9 protein-coding genes are annotated in these 18,049 nt (G+C 68.6%); 5 read left to right on the top strand and 4 right to left on the bottom strand.

Annotation, left to right across the window (positions count from 1 at the left end):
• Nucleotides 1–2: 2 nt before the first annotated feature.
• Together gcvP and FHW12_RS00290 are read left to right on the top strand one after the other, a co-directional pair.
• Complete coding sequence (gcvP, locus tag FHW12_RS00295) at nt 3–2,894, top strand: aminomethyl-transferring glycine dehydrogenase (RefSeq protein WP_182528996.1); 2,892 nt, start codon at nt 3–5, stop codon at nt 2,892–2,894.
• 160 nt (nt 2,895–3,054) lie between these two features.
• Nucleotides 3,055–4,284: a hypothetical protein gene (locus tag FHW12_RS00290; RefSeq protein ID WP_182528995.1), complete on the top strand. Its 1,230-nt coding sequence runs from the start codon at nt 3,055–3,057 to the stop codon at nt 4,282–4,284.
• A gap of 4 nt (nt 4,285–4,288) precedes the next feature.
• Here FHW12_RS00290 and FHW12_RS00285 read toward each other — a convergent pair whose 3' ends face one another.
• The gene (locus FHW12_RS00285; RefSeq protein WP_220484270.1) at nt 4,289–5,008 is read right to left on the bottom strand and encodes an alpha/beta hydrolase family protein; all 720 of its coding nucleotides are present in this window, start codon (nt 5,006–5,008) and stop codon (nt 4,289–4,291) included.
• Between the two features lie 13 nt (nt 5,009–5,021).
• The gene (locus FHW12_RS00280) at nt 5,022–5,738 is read right to left on the bottom strand and encodes a DUF72 domain-containing protein (RefSeq protein ID WP_182528994.1); all 717 of its coding nucleotides are present in this window, start codon (nt 5,736–5,738) and stop codon (nt 5,022–5,024) included.
• A gap of 30 nt (nt 5,739–5,768) precedes the next feature.
• On the opposite strand from FHW12_RS00280, the gene ligD reads away from it, so the two are divergent.
• The 3 genes from ligD to FHW12_RS00265 all read left to right on the top strand — a co-directional run bounded on the left by ligD (nt 5,769) and on the right by FHW12_RS00265 (nt 10,408).
• Nucleotides 5,769–8,567: a non-homologous end-joining DNA ligase gene (gene ligD, locus FHW12_RS00275; protein ID WP_182528993.1), complete on the top strand. Its 2,799-nt coding sequence runs from the start codon at nt 5,769–5,771 to the stop codon at nt 8,565–8,567.
• Between the two features lie 122 nt (nt 8,568–8,689).
• Nucleotides 8,690–9,592 carry a Ku protein gene (locus FHW12_RS00270; RefSeq protein WP_182528992.1) on the top strand — a complete coding sequence of 301 codons (903 nt, stop codon included), beginning with the start codon at nt 8,690–8,692 and terminating at the stop codon, nt 9,590–9,592.
• A 6-nt stretch (nt 9,593–9,598) separates the two neighbouring features.
• On the top strand, nt 9,599–10,408 hold the full coding sequence (locus FHW12_RS00265) for a tetratricopeptide repeat protein (RefSeq protein ID WP_182528991.1): 810 nt from the start codon (nt 9,599–9,601) through the stop codon (nt 10,406–10,408).
• A gap of 9 nt (nt 10,409–10,417) precedes the next feature.
• Here the strand turns inward: FHW12_RS00265 and FHW12_RS00260 are convergent, their stop codons facing one another.
• Nucleotides 10,418–12,145 carry an ATP-binding response regulator gene (locus tag FHW12_RS00260; protein ID WP_182528990.1) on the bottom strand — a complete coding sequence of 576 codons (1,728 nt, stop codon included), beginning with the start codon at nt 12,143–12,145 and terminating at the stop codon, nt 10,418–10,420.
• Nucleotides 12,142–17,898 (bottom strand): HAMP domain-containing protein, encoded by a 5,757-nt coding sequence (locus FHW12_RS00255; RefSeq protein ID WP_182528989.1) that lies wholly within the window; start codon nt 17,896–17,898, stop codon nt 12,142–12,144. The genes FHW12_RS00260 and FHW12_RS00255 overlap by 4 nt, the downstream gene beginning before the upstream one ends.
• Nucleotides 17,899–18,049 lie beyond the last annotated feature (151 nt).

The raw sequence follows: 18,049 nt of genomic DNA, 5'->3' as shown, positions 1-18,049 counted from the left end.
CCATGACCCAGACACCCAAGACGTCCCTGCGCGAGCTGGAGCACCACGCCGCGTTCATCGAGCGCCACATCGGCCCGAACGACGCCGAGATCGCGCACATGCTGCGCACGATCGGCCACGCCTCGCTCGACGCGATGACCGACGCGATCGTGCCCGCCTCGATCAAGGCGTCCGGCCCGCTCGCGCTGCCGTCGCCGCTCACCGAAGTCGAGGCGATCGCGAAGATCCGTGCGATCGCGGACCGCAACCTGGTGTTCAAGTCGTGGATCGGCCAGGGCTACTACGGCACCCACACGCCGAACGTCATTCTGCGCAACATCCTCGAGAACCCCGCCTGGTACACGGCCTACACGCCGTACCAGGCCGAGATCTCGCAGGGCCGCATGGAAGCGCTGATCAATTTCCAGACGATGTGCGCCGACCTCACCGGCATGGAGATCGCCAACGCGTCGCTGCTCGACGAGGCGACCGCCTGCGCCGAGGCGATGACGCTCGCCAAGCGCTCGTGCAAGTCGAAGTCGAACCGCTTCTTCGTCTCGGCCGGCGTGCATCCGCAATCGATCGAGGTCGTGCGCACGCGCGCAGAGCCGCTGGGCATCGAGGTCGTCGTCGGCAAGGACGAGGACGCGGCCGGCACCGACGCGTTCGGCGTGCTGCTGCAATACCCGGACACGTTCGGCCACGTGGGCGACTACAAGGCGGTCGCCGACGCGGTGCACGCGCGCGGCGGCCTCGTCGCGGTCGCGACCGACCTGCTCGCGCTGACCCTGCTCGCCGCACCCGGCGAATGGGGCGCGGACATCGTCGTCGGCAACTCGCAGCGCTTCGGCGTACCGTTCGGCTACGGCGGCCCGCACGCGGCGTTCATGGCCTGCCGCGACGCCTACAAGCGCTCGATGCCGGGCCGCCTCATCGGCGTGTCGGTCGACGCCGAGGGCAAACCCGCCTATCGCCTCACCCTGCAGACGCGCGAGCAGCACATCCGCCGCGAAAAGGCGACCTCGAACATCTGCACCGCGCAGGTGCTGCTCGCGGTGATGGCGAGCATGTACGCGGTCTACCACGGCCCCGAAGGCCTCGTGCGCATCGCGCGCCGCGTGCATCGCTTCGCGGCGATCCTCGCCGCGGCACTGCGCAACGCCGGCGCGACCGTCGGCGGCGACCACTTCGACACGCTGCACGTGAGCGGCATCGACGCCGCCGCGGTGCACGCGAAGGCGCAAGCCGCGCGCATGAACCTGCGCCCGCTCGACGCCGGCAGCCTCGCACTCAGCCTCGACGAAACCACCACGCGCGAGGACGTCGTGCAGCTCGCGACGCTGTTCGGCGCGCGCATCGACGACATCGACGCACTCGACGCGGCGACACCCGATGCGCTGCCGGTCGCGCTCGAGCGCGAATCCGCGTTCCTCGCCCATCCGGTGTTCAACACGCACCACAGCGAGCACGAACTGCTGCGCTACATGCGCGCGCTCGCCGACAAGGACCTCGCGATGGATCGCACGATGATCCCGCTCGGCTCCTGCACGATGAAGCTCAACGCGACCGCCGAGATGATCCCGGTCACCTGGCCCGAATTCGGCCGCATCCACCCGCTCGCGCCGGCGGCGCAGACGCAGGGTTACAAGGAGCTCGTCGACGGCCTCGAGGCGATGCTGGTCGAGTGCACCGGCTACGACGCGGTGAGCCTGCAACCGAACTCCGGCGCGCAGGGCGAATACGCGGGCCTGCTCGCGATCCGCGCTTACCACCGCTCGCGCGGCGACGACAAGCGCGACATCTGCCTCATCCCCGAATCCGCGCACGGCACCAATCCCGCCTCGGCGCAGATGTGCGGCATGCAGGTGGTCGTGACGAAGTGCGATGCGAACGGCAACGTCGACGTCGCCGACATCCGCCGCGCGGCCGAGAAGTACAGCGACCGACTCGCCGCGATCATGATGACCTACCCGTCCACGCACGGCGTGTTCGAGGAGGACGTCGTCGAGATCTGCCGCATCGTCCACGAGCATGGTGGCCAGGTGTACACCGACGGCGCCAACATGAATGCACTGGTCGGCGTCGCCAAGCCCGGCAAGTGGGGCTCGGACGTCTCGCACCTCAACCTGCACAAGACGTTCTGCATCCCGCACGGCGGCGGCGGTCCCGGCGTGGGCCCGTGCGCGGTGAAGTCGCACCTCGCACCGTTCCTGCCGCGGACGCTCGGCGGCGAAGGCGATGTCGGCATGGTGTCGGCGGCGAACTTCGGCTCCGCTTCGATCCTGCCGATCAGCTGGATGTACGTGACCCTGATGGGCGCGCAGGGTTTGCGCAAGGCGACCCAGGTCGCACTGCTCAACGCGAACTACATCGCCAGGCGCCTCGCCCCGCACTACGAGACGCTCTACACCGGACGCAACGGGCTCGTCGCGCACGAGTGCATCCTCGACCTGCGCCCGATCAAGGACGCTACCGGCATCAGCGCCGAGGACGTCGCCAAGCGCCTCATCGACTTCGGCTTCCACGCGCCGACCCTGAGCTTCCCGGTCGCCGGCACCTTGATGGTGGAGCCGACCGAGAGCGAATCGATGCACGAACTCGACCGCTTCATCGACGCGATGATCGAGATCCGCGAGGAAATCCGCGCGATCGAGGACGGCCGCCTCGACCGCGAAGACAACCCGCTCAAGCACGCGCCGCACACCGCGACGCAGGTGTCGGCGTCGGAATGGACGCACGCCTACCCGCGCGAACTCGCCGCGTTCCCGTTGCCCGTGCTCAAGCAGCAGAAGTACTGGCCGCCGGTCGCACGCGTCGACAACGTCTACGGCGACAAGAACGTCATGTGCGCCTGCATCCCGGTCGAGGCGTTCAAGGGCGAGATCGAGGCGTTCAGCGAACCGAACGTCGCCTGATCCGCGTCCGCGCCGCACCGCACCAAGAGGCCCCGCGATCGCGGGGCCTTGTTTCATTCCAGCGCCCGTGCGGGCACGGCGCGCGCGCTTGCCAGCACCGGAGGTGTCGCCTAGGCTTCCGGTTCCGCCGTGCAACGGCAATTGCCGCAAAAAGTGCACCATGCCCAACTCTCCGCAAGCTGCAGCTCCCTGGGCCGAACAGAAGGCCACCGCTTCCGACGGCACGCCCCTGGCGTGGCTGGGCTCGTGGGTGGCGATCTCCGGATCGACGGCCTTCGCCAGTGCGAAGAACGCGAATGTCGACGGACATCCGTCGCAGGGCGCGGTCTACGTGTTCGACCGGTCCGCCGGCAGCTGGCATCAACGGCAAAAGCTTGTCGGCAAGAACAGCATCGCCGGCGACGCATTCGGAGCGGCCGTCGCGCTGCACGGCGACCTAGCGCTGGTGGCCGCACCGAACGCGACGATCGACGGCAACCTCTGGCAAGGCGCCGTGCACGTCTTCGTGCGCAGGGCGGGTGCCCGGGCCTGGGTCGAGACGCAATTGCTCATCGCGAGCGACGGGGTACGTTTCGGCACATTCGGAACGGCCGTCGCCTTCCACGGCGAGTACGCGTTCGTCGGCGCCGGCGGGGCGAACAGTCACGGCGAATACCTGCCGCGCAAGGTCTACGTGTTCCGTCGCTCGAACCGCACCGGCGACACCTGGGTCCAGACCCAGATCCTCGACAATCCGGCGCCTGCGGACGTCACCAATTCCTTCGGCGCCGCGCTCGCGGCGTCGCCTGACCTGCTGCTCGTCGGCGCGCGTTCGGCGACGCTCGGCGGAAACGTCGGGCAAGGCATCGTCTATCCGTATCGCCTGGACAATGGAACGTGGGTGCCTGCCGGCAAGATCTCCGATCCCAGCGGTGCCGCTCGCGACAACTTCGGCGTCTCGATCGCACTGCAGGGCTACACCGCACTGATCGGCTCGCAGGGCGCTGTCGTCAATGGCAACCAGGGTGCGGTCTACCGCTACGAGTTGCAGGACACGGGGTGGGTACTCGTGCAGAAGTTCACCCCGGACGACGCCGTACCGCGCGCATTGTTCGGTGCCTCGGTGAGTTTCGCGGGTGATTGGGCGCTGATCGGAGCGTATGCCGAGAAGGACTATCGCGGCGCCGCCTACGTGTTCAAGCTGAAGTCCGGTACGTTCGTGCAGACGCAGCGCCTCACCGCCAGCGACGGTGTTCCGAACGACGTGTTCGGCTACTACGGCGCGATCGACGGCACGACCGCGGTCGTCGGCGCGTACACCAAGAAGATCGGCAGCAACGTGCAACAGGGCGCCGTCTATTTCTACGACGGTCCCTCGATCGGACCAGGGCCGGGCGCAGCGGGAACCTGATCGATCAGCGCGACCAGGCCTTCATCCAGGCAGCCGACGTCTCGAGCAGTTCGTGCCTGACCTCGTCGTCGGAACGGCCGCTGCGCGCGACGGCGTGGAACGAGTGGTCGGCCTGCACGAGGTCATGCAGCGTCGCGCGATCACCGAGACGCTCGACCAGCGGCCGCAGAAGTTCGGGCGCTGCGAGTTCGTCGCGCGTGCCCTGCAGGAACAGCATCGGCACGCGCACGTCGTGCAGGTGCGCCGCGCGTTCGTCCGACGGTTTGCCGGCCGGATGCAACGGAAACCCGAAGAACACGAGCCCGCGCACGCCGGTGAGCGGCTCGAGCGCCTGTGCCTGGGACGTCATGCGTCCGCCGAACGACTTGCCGCCCGCGAACAGCGGCAGGCGCGGCCATCGTCGCACCGCTTCCGCGACCGCCGCGCGCACGGTCGCATGGGCGACCTTCGGCGTGTCGGGCCGCTTCGAACCGCGCTCCATGTACGGGAACTGGTAGCGCAGGCTCGCGATGCCGCGTTCGGCGAGGCCGCGCGCGACTGCCGCCATGAACGGATGCGCCATGCCCGCACCGGCACCGTGCGCTAACACATAAGCCGCGCGCGCATCGGCCGGCGCGTACGCGAGCCCGGACACCGCCCCTGCAGCGGTTTCGATCGACAGCGCGACGGCGTCGCCGGCGCCTGCCAGGCTCGCATTGCCCGCGTCGCCGGCCTTCCCCTTCACCTTTGCGCCTGGCTCAGCCATTCGACGCGTCCACGCCGCGCAACAGTGCCGCCGCATACGCGGGCGCGGTCGGTTCGTGCATGAAGTACGCGTACGCGTCCGTCCACGCGGTTGCGCGCAGGCGTTGCGCCCACTGCGCGAGATCGTCGTCCGAGTAGACCTCCAGGCGCAGGCGCACGTAGCCCCACGAGGTGGTTTCGACGAGCGGCGGCGGCGCATCGTCCTCGCGCTCTGACAGGCACAGTGCGGCGCCGGCACCGCTCAGCAGCGAATACACGTCGTCGTCGAACCAGCTGTCGTGGCGGAACTCGAAGGCGGCGCGATGATCGGGCGGCAACAGCGCGAGGAATTCGCCGAGCCGCACGAGGTCCTTGCGGATGAACGGCGGCAACTGGAACAGCACCGGACCGCGCTTCGCGCCGAGCGATTCGAGCGTGCGGTACAGGTAGGCGAGCGAATCGGCCGCCGCGTCCGCCTTGAGGCGCGCGTCGTGGGTGATGCGCCGCGGCGCCTTGATCGCGAAGCGGAACGCGGCGGGCGTCGTCGCGGCCCAGGTTTCCAGCACTGCGGCCTTCGGCATCTGGTAGAAGGTATTGTTGATCTCGACCGTGGGCAGGCGTTCCGCGTACCAGGCCAGCATGCCGTCGGGCTTCATCGTTTCGGGGTAGAAGCTCCCCTTCCACTCCTTGAACGAGTAGCCGCTCGCCCCCGCCCACAGTCGTGCTGTCATGGTCCGGTCCTCGTTCGACACGATAGAGACATGGCGAAACTCGGCGAATATTCCGCGAAGCGCCGCTTCGAAACCACCCCCGAGCCGAAACCCGAGGTGCGCGACGGCGCCGGCGGTCCGCTGCTGTTCGTCGTGCAGCAGCATTCGGCGCGCCAACTGCACTACGACTTCCGCCTCGAGTGCGACGGCGTGCTGCTGTCGTGGGCGGTGCCGCGCGGCCCGTCGCTCGACCCGAACGACAAGCGCCTCGCCGTGTTCGTCGAGGACCACCCGTACGATTACGGCTCGTTCGAAGGCGTGATCCCGCCGGGCCAGTACGGCGCGGGCGAAGTGATCGTGTGGGACTGCGGCGTGTACAGCCCCGACGAGGGCGGCACCGCGTTCGGCGATCGCGTCGAGGCACAGCGTCGCGTGCGCGAAGGCCTCGCAGCCGGCAAGCTGAGCATCCAGCTGCGCGGCGAGAAGCTCAAGGGGTCGTTCGCGCTCGTGCGCACGAAGGATGCGAAGACCTGGCTGCTGATCAAGCACAAGGACCGCTTCGCCGGCTCGCACGATCTCGAGGCACAGTCGCGCTCGGTGCTCTCCGGCGTCGAGGCGAAGGACCTCAAGGTGGTCCCGGTGCGGCGCATGCCGGCGTCGCGCCTCGTGCCCGGCGGTGCGCTGGCCGCGATGCCGGCGCCATTCGCGCCGATGCAGGCCGAGACAGGCACCATGGCGTTCCGCGATCCGGGCTGGCTGTGGGAACCCAAGCTCGACGGCTACCGCGTGCTCGTCTACGTCGACCAGCGCGGCGTGCGCATGCGCTCGCGGCGCGGCCTCGAACTCGCGCCGGCCTTCCCGCGCCTCGCCGCCGAGCTGTTGCAGCAGGGCCCGCAGGACCTCGTCCTCGACGGCGAGCTCGTCGCTTTCGACGCCGACGGCCGGCCGTCGTTCAACGCGTTGCAGAACCGCTTCCAGCTGAAGGGCGAACGCGAGATCGCCGCCGCGGACAAGGGGGCGCCGACGCTGTTCTTCGCCTTCGACCTGCTCCATTTCGCAGGCATCGATCTGCGCCGCATGCCGTACGCCGACCGCCGCCGCCATCTCGCGCAGTGCCTGCTGCCCTCGCCGCTCGTGCAGCTCGTGCACGCGGACGAGGACGGGCCGACGCTCGAACAGGCCGCGCTCGCGAGTGGTTTCGAAGGTGTGATCGGCAAGCGCAAGGACAGCCGCTACGAAGCCGGCAAGCGCGTGCCTGCGTGGCTCAAGGTGAAGCCCGTGCAGAGCGCGGAGTTCGTGATCGGAGGCTACACGCGCGGCAAGGGCTCGCGCGAATCGCTCGGTTCGCTGCTGATCGGCTATCACGACGGCGACGAACTGCGCTTCGCTTCGCACGTCGGCTCCGGCCTCGACGACCGCTCGCTCGCCGAACTCGAAGCCCGCGTGCAGCCGCTGCGCACGCGCACCTGTCCGTTCGCGACGAAACCCGTGACCAACGGGCCGGCCACCTGGGTCAAGCCGGAACTCGTCGCCGAAGTGGAATACCAGCGCTGGACCGAAGACGGCTCCCTGCGCGCACCGATCTTCCTGCGCCTGCGCGACGACATCGATCCGCGGACGGTACGGCGCAGCGAGCCGCAGTCGCCAGCGGACGCCCCGCGCGCGCCTGTACGCGAGGCGAAGGCGTCGCCCGCAACGGCCAAACGCGCGCGGGGCGGACCGGCCGAGCCGCGCGCGAAAGCGCGCGCGACCCGTGGTGCCGCGGCGACGCCGGACGATCCGCGCATCGCCGACGTGCTCGTCCAGCTCGAGCAGCCGAAGAACACGCTCGAACTCGCGGTCGGCGCGGAGCGCATCCGCCTCACCCACCTCGATCGCGTCTACTGGCCGGCCGACCCGGCACTCAAGCAGCCCGCGCTGACCAAGCGCGACCTCCTGCGCTACTTCGCGCAGGTGTCGCCACTGATCCTGCCGCACCTTGCCGACCGGCCGCTGACGATGATCCGCATGCCGGACGGCATCGGCGGCCAGCGCTTCTTCCAGAAGCACTGGGACCAGGCGCGGCCCGCGTTCACGCGCACGATCACGGTGTTCTCCGAGCACAAGGACGAACGCCACGACTACCTGCTGTGCAACGACCTGCCGACCCTGCTCTGGCTCGCGCAATCGGGCACGCTCGAATTCCACGTCTGGCATTCGCGCGCGAAGGTCGGTGCCGATTCGCTGTCGAAGTCGACCGACTTCTCGAGTTCGCTCGAGGCGCTCGAAGCGTCGGTGCTGAACTATCCCGACTACGTCGTGTTCGACATCGACCCGTACATCTACTCGGGCAAGGAAGCGAAGGGCGCCGAGCCCGAGCTCAACACCGTCGCCTTCGAGAAAGGCAAGGAAGTCGCGTTCGCGCTGCGCGAGCTGCTCGGCGAAATGAAGCTCGAGCCGATCGTGAAGACGTCCGGCAAGACCGGCCTGCACGTGTTCGTGCCGATCGAGCGCACGCTCGACTTCGACGACGCGCGCCGCGTGTCCGAACTCGTGAGCCGGCACCTGCTCAAGCGCCGGCCGAAGGACATCACGATGGAGTGGAGCGTGCAGAAGCGCACCGGCAAGATCTTCATGGACCACAACATGAACGTGCGCGGCAAGACGCTCAATTCCGCCTATTCGCCACGCGGCGTGGCCGGCGCGCCCGTGTCGATGCCGCTGAGCTGGGCTGAACTGGAAAAGGCCCACCCCCTCGACTTTACCCTAACAAGTGTGGTAAAGACATTGATTCAAAAGGGAGATCGCTGGGCGGACGTACTCGAACGCAAGCAGGATCTGGAGCGCGCACTCGGCTCGAAACACGACTGAGGCGGTTTCCGTCACCTCGCTCGCACCCACCGGTAAGCTTCCGGACACGCATTTGCGTGCACGATCGACACGACCGGTCCCGGCCTGCGGGACGGGTCAGGCGCTGGGAAACGGAGATCATCATGGCTGCACGATCCATCGCGTCGCTGAGCATCTCGTTCGGTCTCGTTTCGATTCCGGTGAAGCTCTATTCCGCCACCGAGGCGAGCCAGAAGATTTCCTTCAACCTGCTGCACAAGGGCTGCGGTTCGCGCCTGAAGCAGCAGATGATCTGCGCGCTCGAAGGCGTGCCGGTCGCGCGCGAGGACATGGTCAAGGGCTACGAGTTCGCCAAGGACCAGTACGTCGAGTTCACCCCGGACGAACTGAAGGCGCTGGAGGAGGCCGGCAGCCACGCCGCCGACATCGCCGAGTTCGTACCGATCTCCGCGGTCGATCCGGTCTACTTCGACAAGGCGTACTACCTCGCGCCTGACAAGGGCGGCGCCAAACCGTACGCGCTGTTCGCCAAGGCGCTGCGCGCGTCCAAGCGCTGCGCGATCGGGCGCTGGGCGACGCGCGGCAAGCAGTACATCGTGATGATCCGCCCGGTCGAGGACGGCCTCGTCATGCAGCAGTTGCTGTACGCCAACGAAGTACGCCCGATCAGCGAGATCGACATCGCGACGACCGACGTCAAGGACGCCGAACTCAAGCTCGCGCAGCAGCTCATCGACCAGCAGAGCTCGAGCACGTGGAACCCGCGCGAGTACAAGGACGAAGTCGGCCAGCGCATCGAGGCGGCCGTGCAGCAGAAGGTCGAGGGGCACCAGATCACGCTCGCCGAGGAACCCGAACAGGGCGGCGCACAGATCATCGACCTCATGGAAGCGCTGCGCGCGAGCCTCGAACGCAAGGGCGGCGCGGCGCCTTCGAAGGGCACCGCGGCCAAGGCTGCGGCGAAACCCGCGCGCAAGCCGGCCAAGCGCGCGGAAGCCGCCGAGGAAACCGCTCCCAAGCGCAAGGCCGCACGCAAGGCGAAGTAGGACGCGATGCATTCGTACGGCGTCAGCGACGTCGAGAAACTACTACGCCTGCCTCGCAGCACGATCCGTGCGCTCATCGCCGCGGGCTTCGTCACGCCAGCACGCGGATCGCGCAACGCCTGGCAGTTCTCGTTCCAGGATCTCATCGTGCTGCGCACGGCGCAGGCACTCGCGGCCGCGAACATCCCGCAGCGGCGCATCGTGCGCGCACTGAAGGACCTGCGCGGCCGCCTGCCCGAGGAGATGCCGCTGTCCGGACTCAGCATCGGCGCGGTCGCCGACGAGGTCGTCGTGCGCGAAGGCGGCACGCGCTGGGCCGCCGAGTCGGGCCAGTACCTGCTCGCGTTCGAAGGCGATCCCGACGCGGGTTCGCTGCGCGTGATCGAACCTGCGCCTGCGCATGCCGCGGCGCGCGACGAAACGGTCGACGACGATGCGCTCGAACGTCGCGACAGCAGCGCGGCGCTGCGCGCCTACGATGCGGCGATCGCGGCGGACCCGTTGCGCGTCGACGCGCGCATCAACAAGGGCCGCCTGCTGCACGAGCTCGGCCGCTACGAGGAAGCCGTACGCACCTACCTCGATGCGCTTCATAGCGGCGTGCACGATGCCCTGCTCCACTACAACCTCGGTGTGCTGCTCGACGACCTCGATCGCAAGCCACAGGCGCAGAAGGCCTACGAAGCGGCACTCAGCCTCGACCCGCGGATGGCCGACGCGCACTACAACCTCGCGCTCCTGTGCGAGGAGCTCGACCAGCCGCGCGAAGCGATCCGCCACATGGCGCAGTACCGACGCCTCGTCGCCGGCGGCTGACGCCGGCGCTCATTCGCAGGCGCAGAGTTTCTCCACCTGGGCGAGGTCGATCGGCTTCACGAAGTGGAAGTCGAAGCCGGCTTCGCGCGTGCGCTCGCGATCGGCGGGCTGGCCCCAGCCGGTCAACGCGACGAGGCGGATCGCGCCGCCGAAGCGCGCGCGGATCATCCCGGCCAGTTCGATGCCACCGAGTCGCGGCATGCCGAGGTCGACGAAGGCGACGTGCGGCGCGAACCCCGTGATCACGTCGAGCGCGAGCAACGGGTCGTAGACGCTCCGCGTCTCGTGTCCGAGCATCTGCAAGGTCAGCGCGAGCATGTCCGCCGCATCGCGGTTGTCGTCGATGACCACGACCCTGCGCGGCGCGCCGGGCGACGGCGCCGCGGCCTGCGACTCGGCCGTTTGCGGCTGCTCCGCGAGGGCCGGCAGGTTCACCGTGAAGCGCGCGCCGCGGCCACGTCCCTCGCTTTCGGCGACGACGCTGCCGCCGTGCATCTCGACCAGCCGCTTGACCAGCGTCAGGCCGATGCCGAGCCCGCCTTGCGCGTGCTCGCGCGCCGAATCGACCTGCACGAACAGGTCGAACACGTTGCGCAAGTCCTCCGCGGCGAGGCCGATGCCGTCGTCGACGACGGCGACGAGCGCGCGCTCGCCGTCCCGGCGCGCGGCGAGGCCGATGCTGCCCCCAGGTGGCGTGTACTTGCTCGCATTGTTGAGCAGGTTGCCGACGACCTGGGTCAGGCGATGGGGGTCGCCGTGCACGTACAGCGGTTCGGGCGGCGGGTCGAGCGTGAGCACCTGGCGTCGTTGCTCGATCGACGGCGCGATCATGTCGCGCGCGGCGGCGAGCACGGCGCCGACCTCCACGCGCTCGCACTTGAGCTCGATGCGGTCGTAACTGATGCGCGACACGTCGAGCAGGTCGTCGACGAGCCGCACGAGCTGGCGTACCTGGCGATCGACGACTTCGAGCGTGTGCGCGACCGTGGCTTCGCCGGCCTGCCCGCCGCGCAGCACGGCCACCGCGTTGCGGATCGGCGCGAGCGGATTGCGCAACTCGTGCGCGAGCGTCGCGAGGAATTCGTCCTTGCGGCGGTCGAGCTTGCGCAGGCTCGTCGCGAGCTGCAGCGAGACCTGCTCGGCGTGGCGGCGTTCCGCCACCTCGGTCTCGAGCGCGCTGTTCGTCTCGGACAGCTTCGCATTCGCGGCGGCGAGCGTCTCCGACAGCGCCTGGTACTCGCGCGCACGTTCGGTCTGCAACGCGAGGTTCGCCTGCGCGAGGCTCGCGTTCTCGCCGGCAAGGCTCTGCGCGAGAGCGCGCAGTTCGCGGCGACGCCGGTACAGCTCGACCAGCACCGCGACTTTGCTGCGCAGGATGTCTGGGACGAGCGGGATCTGCACGTAGTCGATCGCGCCGAGGCGATAGCCTTCGAGGCGGTCGAGCTCGCCGACGTGCACGCCGGTGACGAAGATGATCGGCGTGTTCTCGAAGCGTGGATGCGCGTGGATGAGGCCGGCCGTCTCGAAACCGTCGAGCCCCGGCATGCTCACGTCGAGCAGGATCACCGCGAACTCGGTTTCCATGAGGCGGCGCAGCGCTTCCTCGCCCGACTGCACCGCGACGAGTTCCTCGCCGAGTGGCGCGAGGATCGCCTCGTACGTGAGCAGGCGCGCCGGCTGGTCGTCGACGAGCAGGATGCGCGCGCGGTCCGCCGGCGCGTCGGCGATGGTGGTCAACGGTGCAGCCATTGCCGCAGGACCGACAGCAGCTGGTCGGTGTTGACGGGTTTGGCGAGGTAGTCGGACGCGCCCGCCTCGAGGCATTTCTCGCGGTCGCCGCGCATCGCCTTCGCGGTCAGCGCGACGATCGGCAGCGAGCGGAAGCGCACGTCGCTGCGGATCGCGCGCGTTGTCTCGTAGCCGTCCATCTCCGGCATCATGATGTCCATCAGCACGAGCGCGACGTCGGGGGTCGCCTGCAGCAGGTCGATCGCTTCCTGCCCGGTCGACGCGGTCGAGACGCGCATGCCATGGCGCTCGAGCACGCTCGATAGCGCGAAGATGTTGCGGACGTCGTCGTCGACGACGAGCATGCGCTTGCCGGCGAGCACTTCGTCGGTCTCGTGCAGGCTCTGCAGCATGCGCTGCTGGCGCGGCGGCAGATCGGCGATCACGCGATGGAGGAACAGCGCGGTCTCGTCGAGCAGCCGTTCCGGCGACTGCACGCCCTTGATGACCACGCTCTTGGCGACGCGCTTGAGCGCCGCGCTTTCGTCGTCGCTGAGCTCCTTGCCGGTGAACACGACCACCGGGACGTCGCGCAGTACGGGATCGGCGTGGATGCGCTCGAGCAACTCGAATCCGGAGATGTCCGGCAGGCGAAGATCGAGCACGACGCAATCGAAGCGTTCCGCGCGGATCGCCTCGAGTGCGGCGGTGCCGCTCGACACGCTCTCGATCTCGACGTCGTCGTGGCGGATCAGCTCGACGATGCTCATGCGCTCGTTGTCGTCGTCCTCGACCACGAGCAGGCGCCTGGGCCGCGGCGCGACGAAGTCCTTGATGCGCGTGAGCGCGGCCTTGAGGCCTTCGGTCGTGACCGGCTTGTTGATGAACGAGAACGCGCCGCGCTCGAGTCCCTGCTGGCGCTCGTCCTCGATCGTGACGACCTGCACCGGGATGTGGCGCGTCGCCGAGTCCTGCTTGAGGCGGCTCAGCACGGTCCAGCCGAGCACGTCGGGCAGGAAGATGTCGAGCGAGATCGCGGTCGGCAGGTACTTGCGCGCGAGCGCGATCGCCTCGATGCCGCGCATCGCGACGATGCCCTTGAAGCCGTTCTCGCGCGCGAGGTCGAGCAGCACCTTCGCGTAGTGCGGGTCGTCTTCCACGATCAGCAGCACCGGCTCGCCGGCGACGATCGCGGTGCGGTCGTCGTCGACGTCCTCGCTGCGCGGCGGCGGCAGTTGCGGCGGCAGCGACACGCTCGTCGCCGACCGTTCCACGGAGATGCCGTCGAGCGGGACCGTCGGGCCGACGTAGCGCAGCGGCAGGTACAGCGTGAACGTGCTGCCCTCGCCGACCACGCTGCGCAGCTGGATCTCGCCGCCGAGCAGGTTGGCGAGTTCACGGCTGATCGCGAGGCCGAGGCCGGTGCCGCCGTACTTGCGCGACGTGCCCGCATCCGCCTGCTGGAACGCCTCGAAGATGATGCGCTGCTTCTCCGCCGCGATGCCGATGCCCGAATCGCGCACGGCGAACGAGACGACCACGGGCACCGTGCTCAGTACCGCGTGGTCCGGCGTCCACCCCGAGTGGGCGACGCGCACGTCGCAGGACACGGTGCCGTGGTCGGTGAACTTGAACGCGTTCGACAGCAGGTTCTTCAGCACCTGCAGCAGGCGCTTCGGGTCGGTGACCATCGCCGCACCGAGCGCGCCGTCGAAATGGGTGACGAACCGCAGCTTGCGGCGTTCCGCCTCGTGCGCGAAGTTGCGCTCGATCATGTCGCGCAGCTGCGCGAACGCGAGCTCCTCGGTGTCGACGGTGACCGTGCCCGATTCGATCTTGGACAGGTTGAGGATGTCGCTGATGAGGTTGAGCAGGTCGGTGCCCGCGGCGTGGATCGTGTGCGCGAACTCGACTTGCTTGCCGCTCAGGTTGCCCTCGGCGTTGTCGGCGAGCTGCTGGCCGAGAATGAGGATGCTGTTCAGCGGCGTGCGCAGCTCGTGCGACATGTTGGCGAGGAACTCGGACTTGTAGCGCGACGCGAGCGCGAGCTCGGCGGCCTTCTCCTCCAGCGCCCTGCGCGCCTGTTCGATCTCGCGGTTCTTGCGCTCGACCTCGGCGTTCTGCTGCGCCAGCAGCTTCGCCTTGAGCGCGAGTTCGTCGTTGGTCTGCTGCAGTTCCTTCTGCTGCGCCTGCAGTTCGCCGGCGAGTTGCTGCGACTGCGACAACAGGCCCTCGGTGCGCATCGTCGCCTCGATCGTGTTGAGCACGATACCGATGCTGCCGGTGAGCTGCTCGAGGAACGCGAGGTGGGACGGCTTGAACTCGCCGAGGCTCGCCAGCTCGATCACCGCCTTCACCTCGTTCTCGAACAGCACCGGGATCACGATCACGCTGCGCGGCGCCGCCTCGACGAGGCCGGAGGCGATGCGAATGCGCTCGTCGGCGATCTCGGTCAGGAGCAGGCTGCGGCGCAGCTGCGCGCACTCGCCGACCAGGCCCTGGCCGAGCCGGTAGCGCCGCGCGACGCCGCCCGGCGGGTCGTCGGCGTAGCCGTAGATCTGCTGCAGGAACAGCGCACTGCCGTCGTCTTCCATCACGTACATTACGCCCTGGTGGGCGTCGACCAGCGGCACGAGTTCCGACAGCAGCGTGCGCACGACCTCGAGCAGGTCACGCTGGCCCTGCATCATGCCGCTGAAACGCGCGAGGTTGGTCTTCAGCCAGTCCTGCTCGGTGTTGCGCTCGGTCGTCGCGCGCAGGTTGCCGATCATCGCGTTGATGTTGTCCTTGAGGTCGGCCACCTCGCCGCGCGCCTCCACCTGGATCGAACGCGTGAGGTTGCCCTGCGTCACCGCGGTCGCGACCTCGGCGATCGCGCGCACCTGGTTGGTCAGGTTCTCGGCGAGCAGGTTCACGTTCGCGGTGAGGTCCTTCCAGGTGCCCGCCGTGCCGGGCACTTTCGCCTGGCCGCCAAGGCGGCCTTCGACGCCGACCTCGCGCGCGACCGTCGTCACCTGCTCGGCGAAGATCGCGAGCGTGTCGGTCATGCTGTTGATCGTGTCGGCGAGCGCGGCGACCTCGCCCTTCGCCTCCACCGTGAGCTTCTGGCCGAGGTCGCCGTTGGCGACCGCGGTCACGACCTTGACGATGCCGCGCACCTGGTTGGTCAGGTTGGCGGCCATCACGTTGACGTTGTCGGTGAGGTCCTTCCAGGTGCCGGCGACGCCGGGCACGGTCGCCTGCCCGCCGAGCTTGCCTTCGGTGCCGACCTCGCGCGCGACGCGCGTGACTTCCGCGGCGAAGCCGTTGAGCTGGTCGACCATCGTGTTGATCGTGTTCTTCAGCTCGAGGATCTCGCCCTGCGCATTCACCGCGATCTTGCGCGAGAGATCGCCGCGCGCGACCGCGGTCGCGACCTCGGCGATGTTGCGCACCTGCGTCGTCAGGTTGGACGCCATCGAGTTGACGTTGTCGGTGAGGTCCTTCCAGGTACCGGCGACGCCGGGCACGGTCGCCTGGCCGCCGAGCTTGCCCTCGGTGCCGACCTCGCGCGCGACGCGGGTCACTTCGGCGGCGAAGCCGTTGAGCTGGTCGACCATCGTGTTGATCGTGTTCTTCAGCTCGAGGATCTCGCCGCGCACGTCGACCGCGATCTTGCGCGACAGGTCACCGCGTGCGACCGCGGTGGTCACCTCGGCGATGTTGCGCACCTGCGTCGTCAGGTTGGATGCCATCGAGTTGACGTTGTCGGTGAGGTCCTTCCAGACGCCGGACACACCCTCCACCTGCGCCTGGCCACCGAGGTTGCCTTCGGTGCCGACCTCGCGCGCGACGCGCGTGACCTCAGCGGCGAAGCCGTTGAGCTGGTCGACCATCGTGTTCATGGTGTTCTTCAGCTCGAGGATCTCGCCCTTGACGTCGACGACGATCTTGCGCGAGAGGTCGCCGAGGGCGACCGCAGTGGTCACTTCGGCGATGTTGCGCACCTGCACGGTCAGGTTCGTCGCCATCGCGTTGACCGAGTCGGTGAGGTCCTTCCAGGTGCCGGCGACGCCGGGCACGATCGCCTGGCCACCGAGGTTGCCATCGGTGCCCACTTCGCGCGCGACGCGCGTGACTTCCGCGGCGAAGCCGTTGAGCTGGTCGACCATCGTGTTGATCGTGACCTTGAGCTCGAGGATCTCGCCGCGCACGTCGACGGTGATCTTGCGCGACAGGTCGCCGCGCGCGACCGCGGTGGTCACCTCGGCGATGTTGCGCACCTGCGCGGTGAGGTTCGACGCCATCGAGTTGACGTTGTCGGTGAGGTCCTTCCAGGTGCCGGCGACGCCGGGCACCTGCGCCTGGCCGCCGAGCTTGCCTTCGGTGCCGACCTCGCGCGCGACGCGCGTCACCTCCGACGCGAACGAGCGCAACTGCTCGATCATCGTGTTCAGCGTTTCCTTGAGGTCGAGCATCTCGCCGCGAACGTCGACGGTGATCTTGCGCGACAGGTCGCCGTTCGCGATCGCGGTCGCGACCTCGGCGATGTTGCGCACCTGGCCGGTCAGGTTCGACGCCATCGAGTTGACGTTGTCGGTGAGGTCCTTCCAGGTACCCGCGACGCCGGGCACCGCGGCCTGGCCGCCGAGCTTGCCTTCGGTGCCGACCTCGCGCGCGACGCGCGTGACTTCCGCGGCGAAGCCGTTGAGCTGGTCGACCATCGTGTTGATGGTGTCCTTGAGCTCGAGGATCTCGCCCTTGACGTCGACGGTGATCTTGCGCGAGAGGTCGCCGCGCGCGACCGCGGTCGTCACCTCGGCGATGTTGCGCACCTGCGAGGTGAGGTTCGTCGCCATCGCGTTGACCGAGTCGGTCAGGTCCTTCCAGGTGCCCGCGACGCCCGGCACGATCGCCTGGCCGCCGAGCTTGCCGTCGGTGCCGACCTCGCGCGCGACGCGCGTGACCTCCGAGGCGAAGCCGCGCAGCTGGTCGACCATCGTGTTGATCGCCTCCTTGAGCTGGAGGATCTCGCCGCGCACGTCGACGGTGATCTTGCGCGACAGGTCGCCGCTCGCGACCGCGATCGTGACCTCGGCGATGTTGCGCACCTGCGCGGTGAGGTTCGACGCCATCTGGTTGACCGAGTCGGTCAGATCCTTCCAGACGCCGTACACGCCCTTGACCTGCGCCTGGCCGCCGAGGCGGCCCGCGGTGCCGACTTCGAGCGCGACGCGCGTCACCTCCGCGCTGAACACGCTGAGCTGCTCGATCATCGTGTTGACGATCGTCGCCGAACGCAGGAACTCGCCCTCGAGCGCGCGGCCGTCGACCTGCAGGTCGATCAAGCGCGTGAGGTCGCCGCGCGCGACGCCGGAGATCGCCAGCGTCATGCGCTCGGTCGGCCAGAGCAGGTCGTCGATGAGCGTGTTGACCGAACGCTCCATCGCCTGCCACGCGCCGCGCCGGCTCGCGCCGACGACGCGTTCGCTGGTGCGACCGCGCTTGCCGACCGCAGCGCCGACGCGCTCGAGCTCGTCGGCCATGCGGCGGTTGTTCATGACGATCTCGTTGAGCGTGTCGGCGAGCTTGCCTTCGATGCCCGACCAGTCGCCCGGCATCGTCACGCCGAAGTTGCCGTCGCGCACCGCCTGCATCACGCGCAACAGTTCGCGCAGCATGTCGCCGGAGCCGGTCGGCGCCGGCGGCAGTGCCGCCTCGTCGCCTTCGGGCGTGACCGGCACGGCCGCCACCGCGGCTGCCGCCTTGCGTCGAGTCGCCATGCGAACCCCCTGAATGCGCGCGCCGATGAATGGCCCTCGCGCGACGCGCGCAGGCGCGCGCGCGGCATGAGGGCTCCCCTAGCTTACTCATTCGCGGCGTCGCGCACATCGCGAAAAAAGGTTCGCGCAGTGTGTAGAAATTTCCCACTTC

The sequence above is a fragment of the Dokdonella fugitiva genome, assembly GCF_014138265.1.
Lineage (GTDB): Bacteria > Pseudomonadota > Gammaproteobacteria > Xanthomonadales > Rhodanobacteraceae > Dokdonella_A > Dokdonella_A fugitiva_A.
This window is presented reverse-complemented; position numbering and strand designations above follow the sequence as displayed.

Excerpts from the sequence above, each read along its gene's own strand:
- FHW12_RS00255 (WP_182528989.1), bottom strand. The coding sequence starts at position 17,898 with ATGGCGACTCGACGCAAGGCGGCAGCCGCGGTGGCGGCCGTGCCGGTC.
- gcvP (WP_182528996.1), top strand. The coding sequence starts at position 3 with ATGACCCAGACACCCAAGACGTCCCTGCGCGAGCTGGAGCACCACGCC.
- FHW12_RS00265 (WP_182528991.1), top strand. The coding sequence starts at position 9,599 with ATGCATTCGTACGGCGTCAGCGACGTCGAGAAACTACTACGCCTGCCT.
- FHW12_RS00280 (WP_182528994.1), bottom strand. The coding sequence starts at position 5,738 with ATGACAGCACGACTGTGGGCGGGGGCGAGCGGCTACTCGTTCAAGGAG.
- FHW12_RS00270 (WP_182528992.1), top strand. The coding sequence starts at position 8,690 with ATGGCTGCACGATCCATCGCGTCGCTGAGCATCTCGTTCGGTCTCGTT.
- ligD (WP_182528993.1), top strand. The coding sequence starts at position 5,769 with ATGGCGAAACTCGGCGAATATTCCGCGAAGCGCCGCTTCGAAACCACC.
- FHW12_RS00290 (WP_182528995.1), top strand. The coding sequence starts at position 3,055 with ATGCCCAACTCTCCGCAAGCTGCAGCTCCCTGGGCCGAACAGAAGGCC.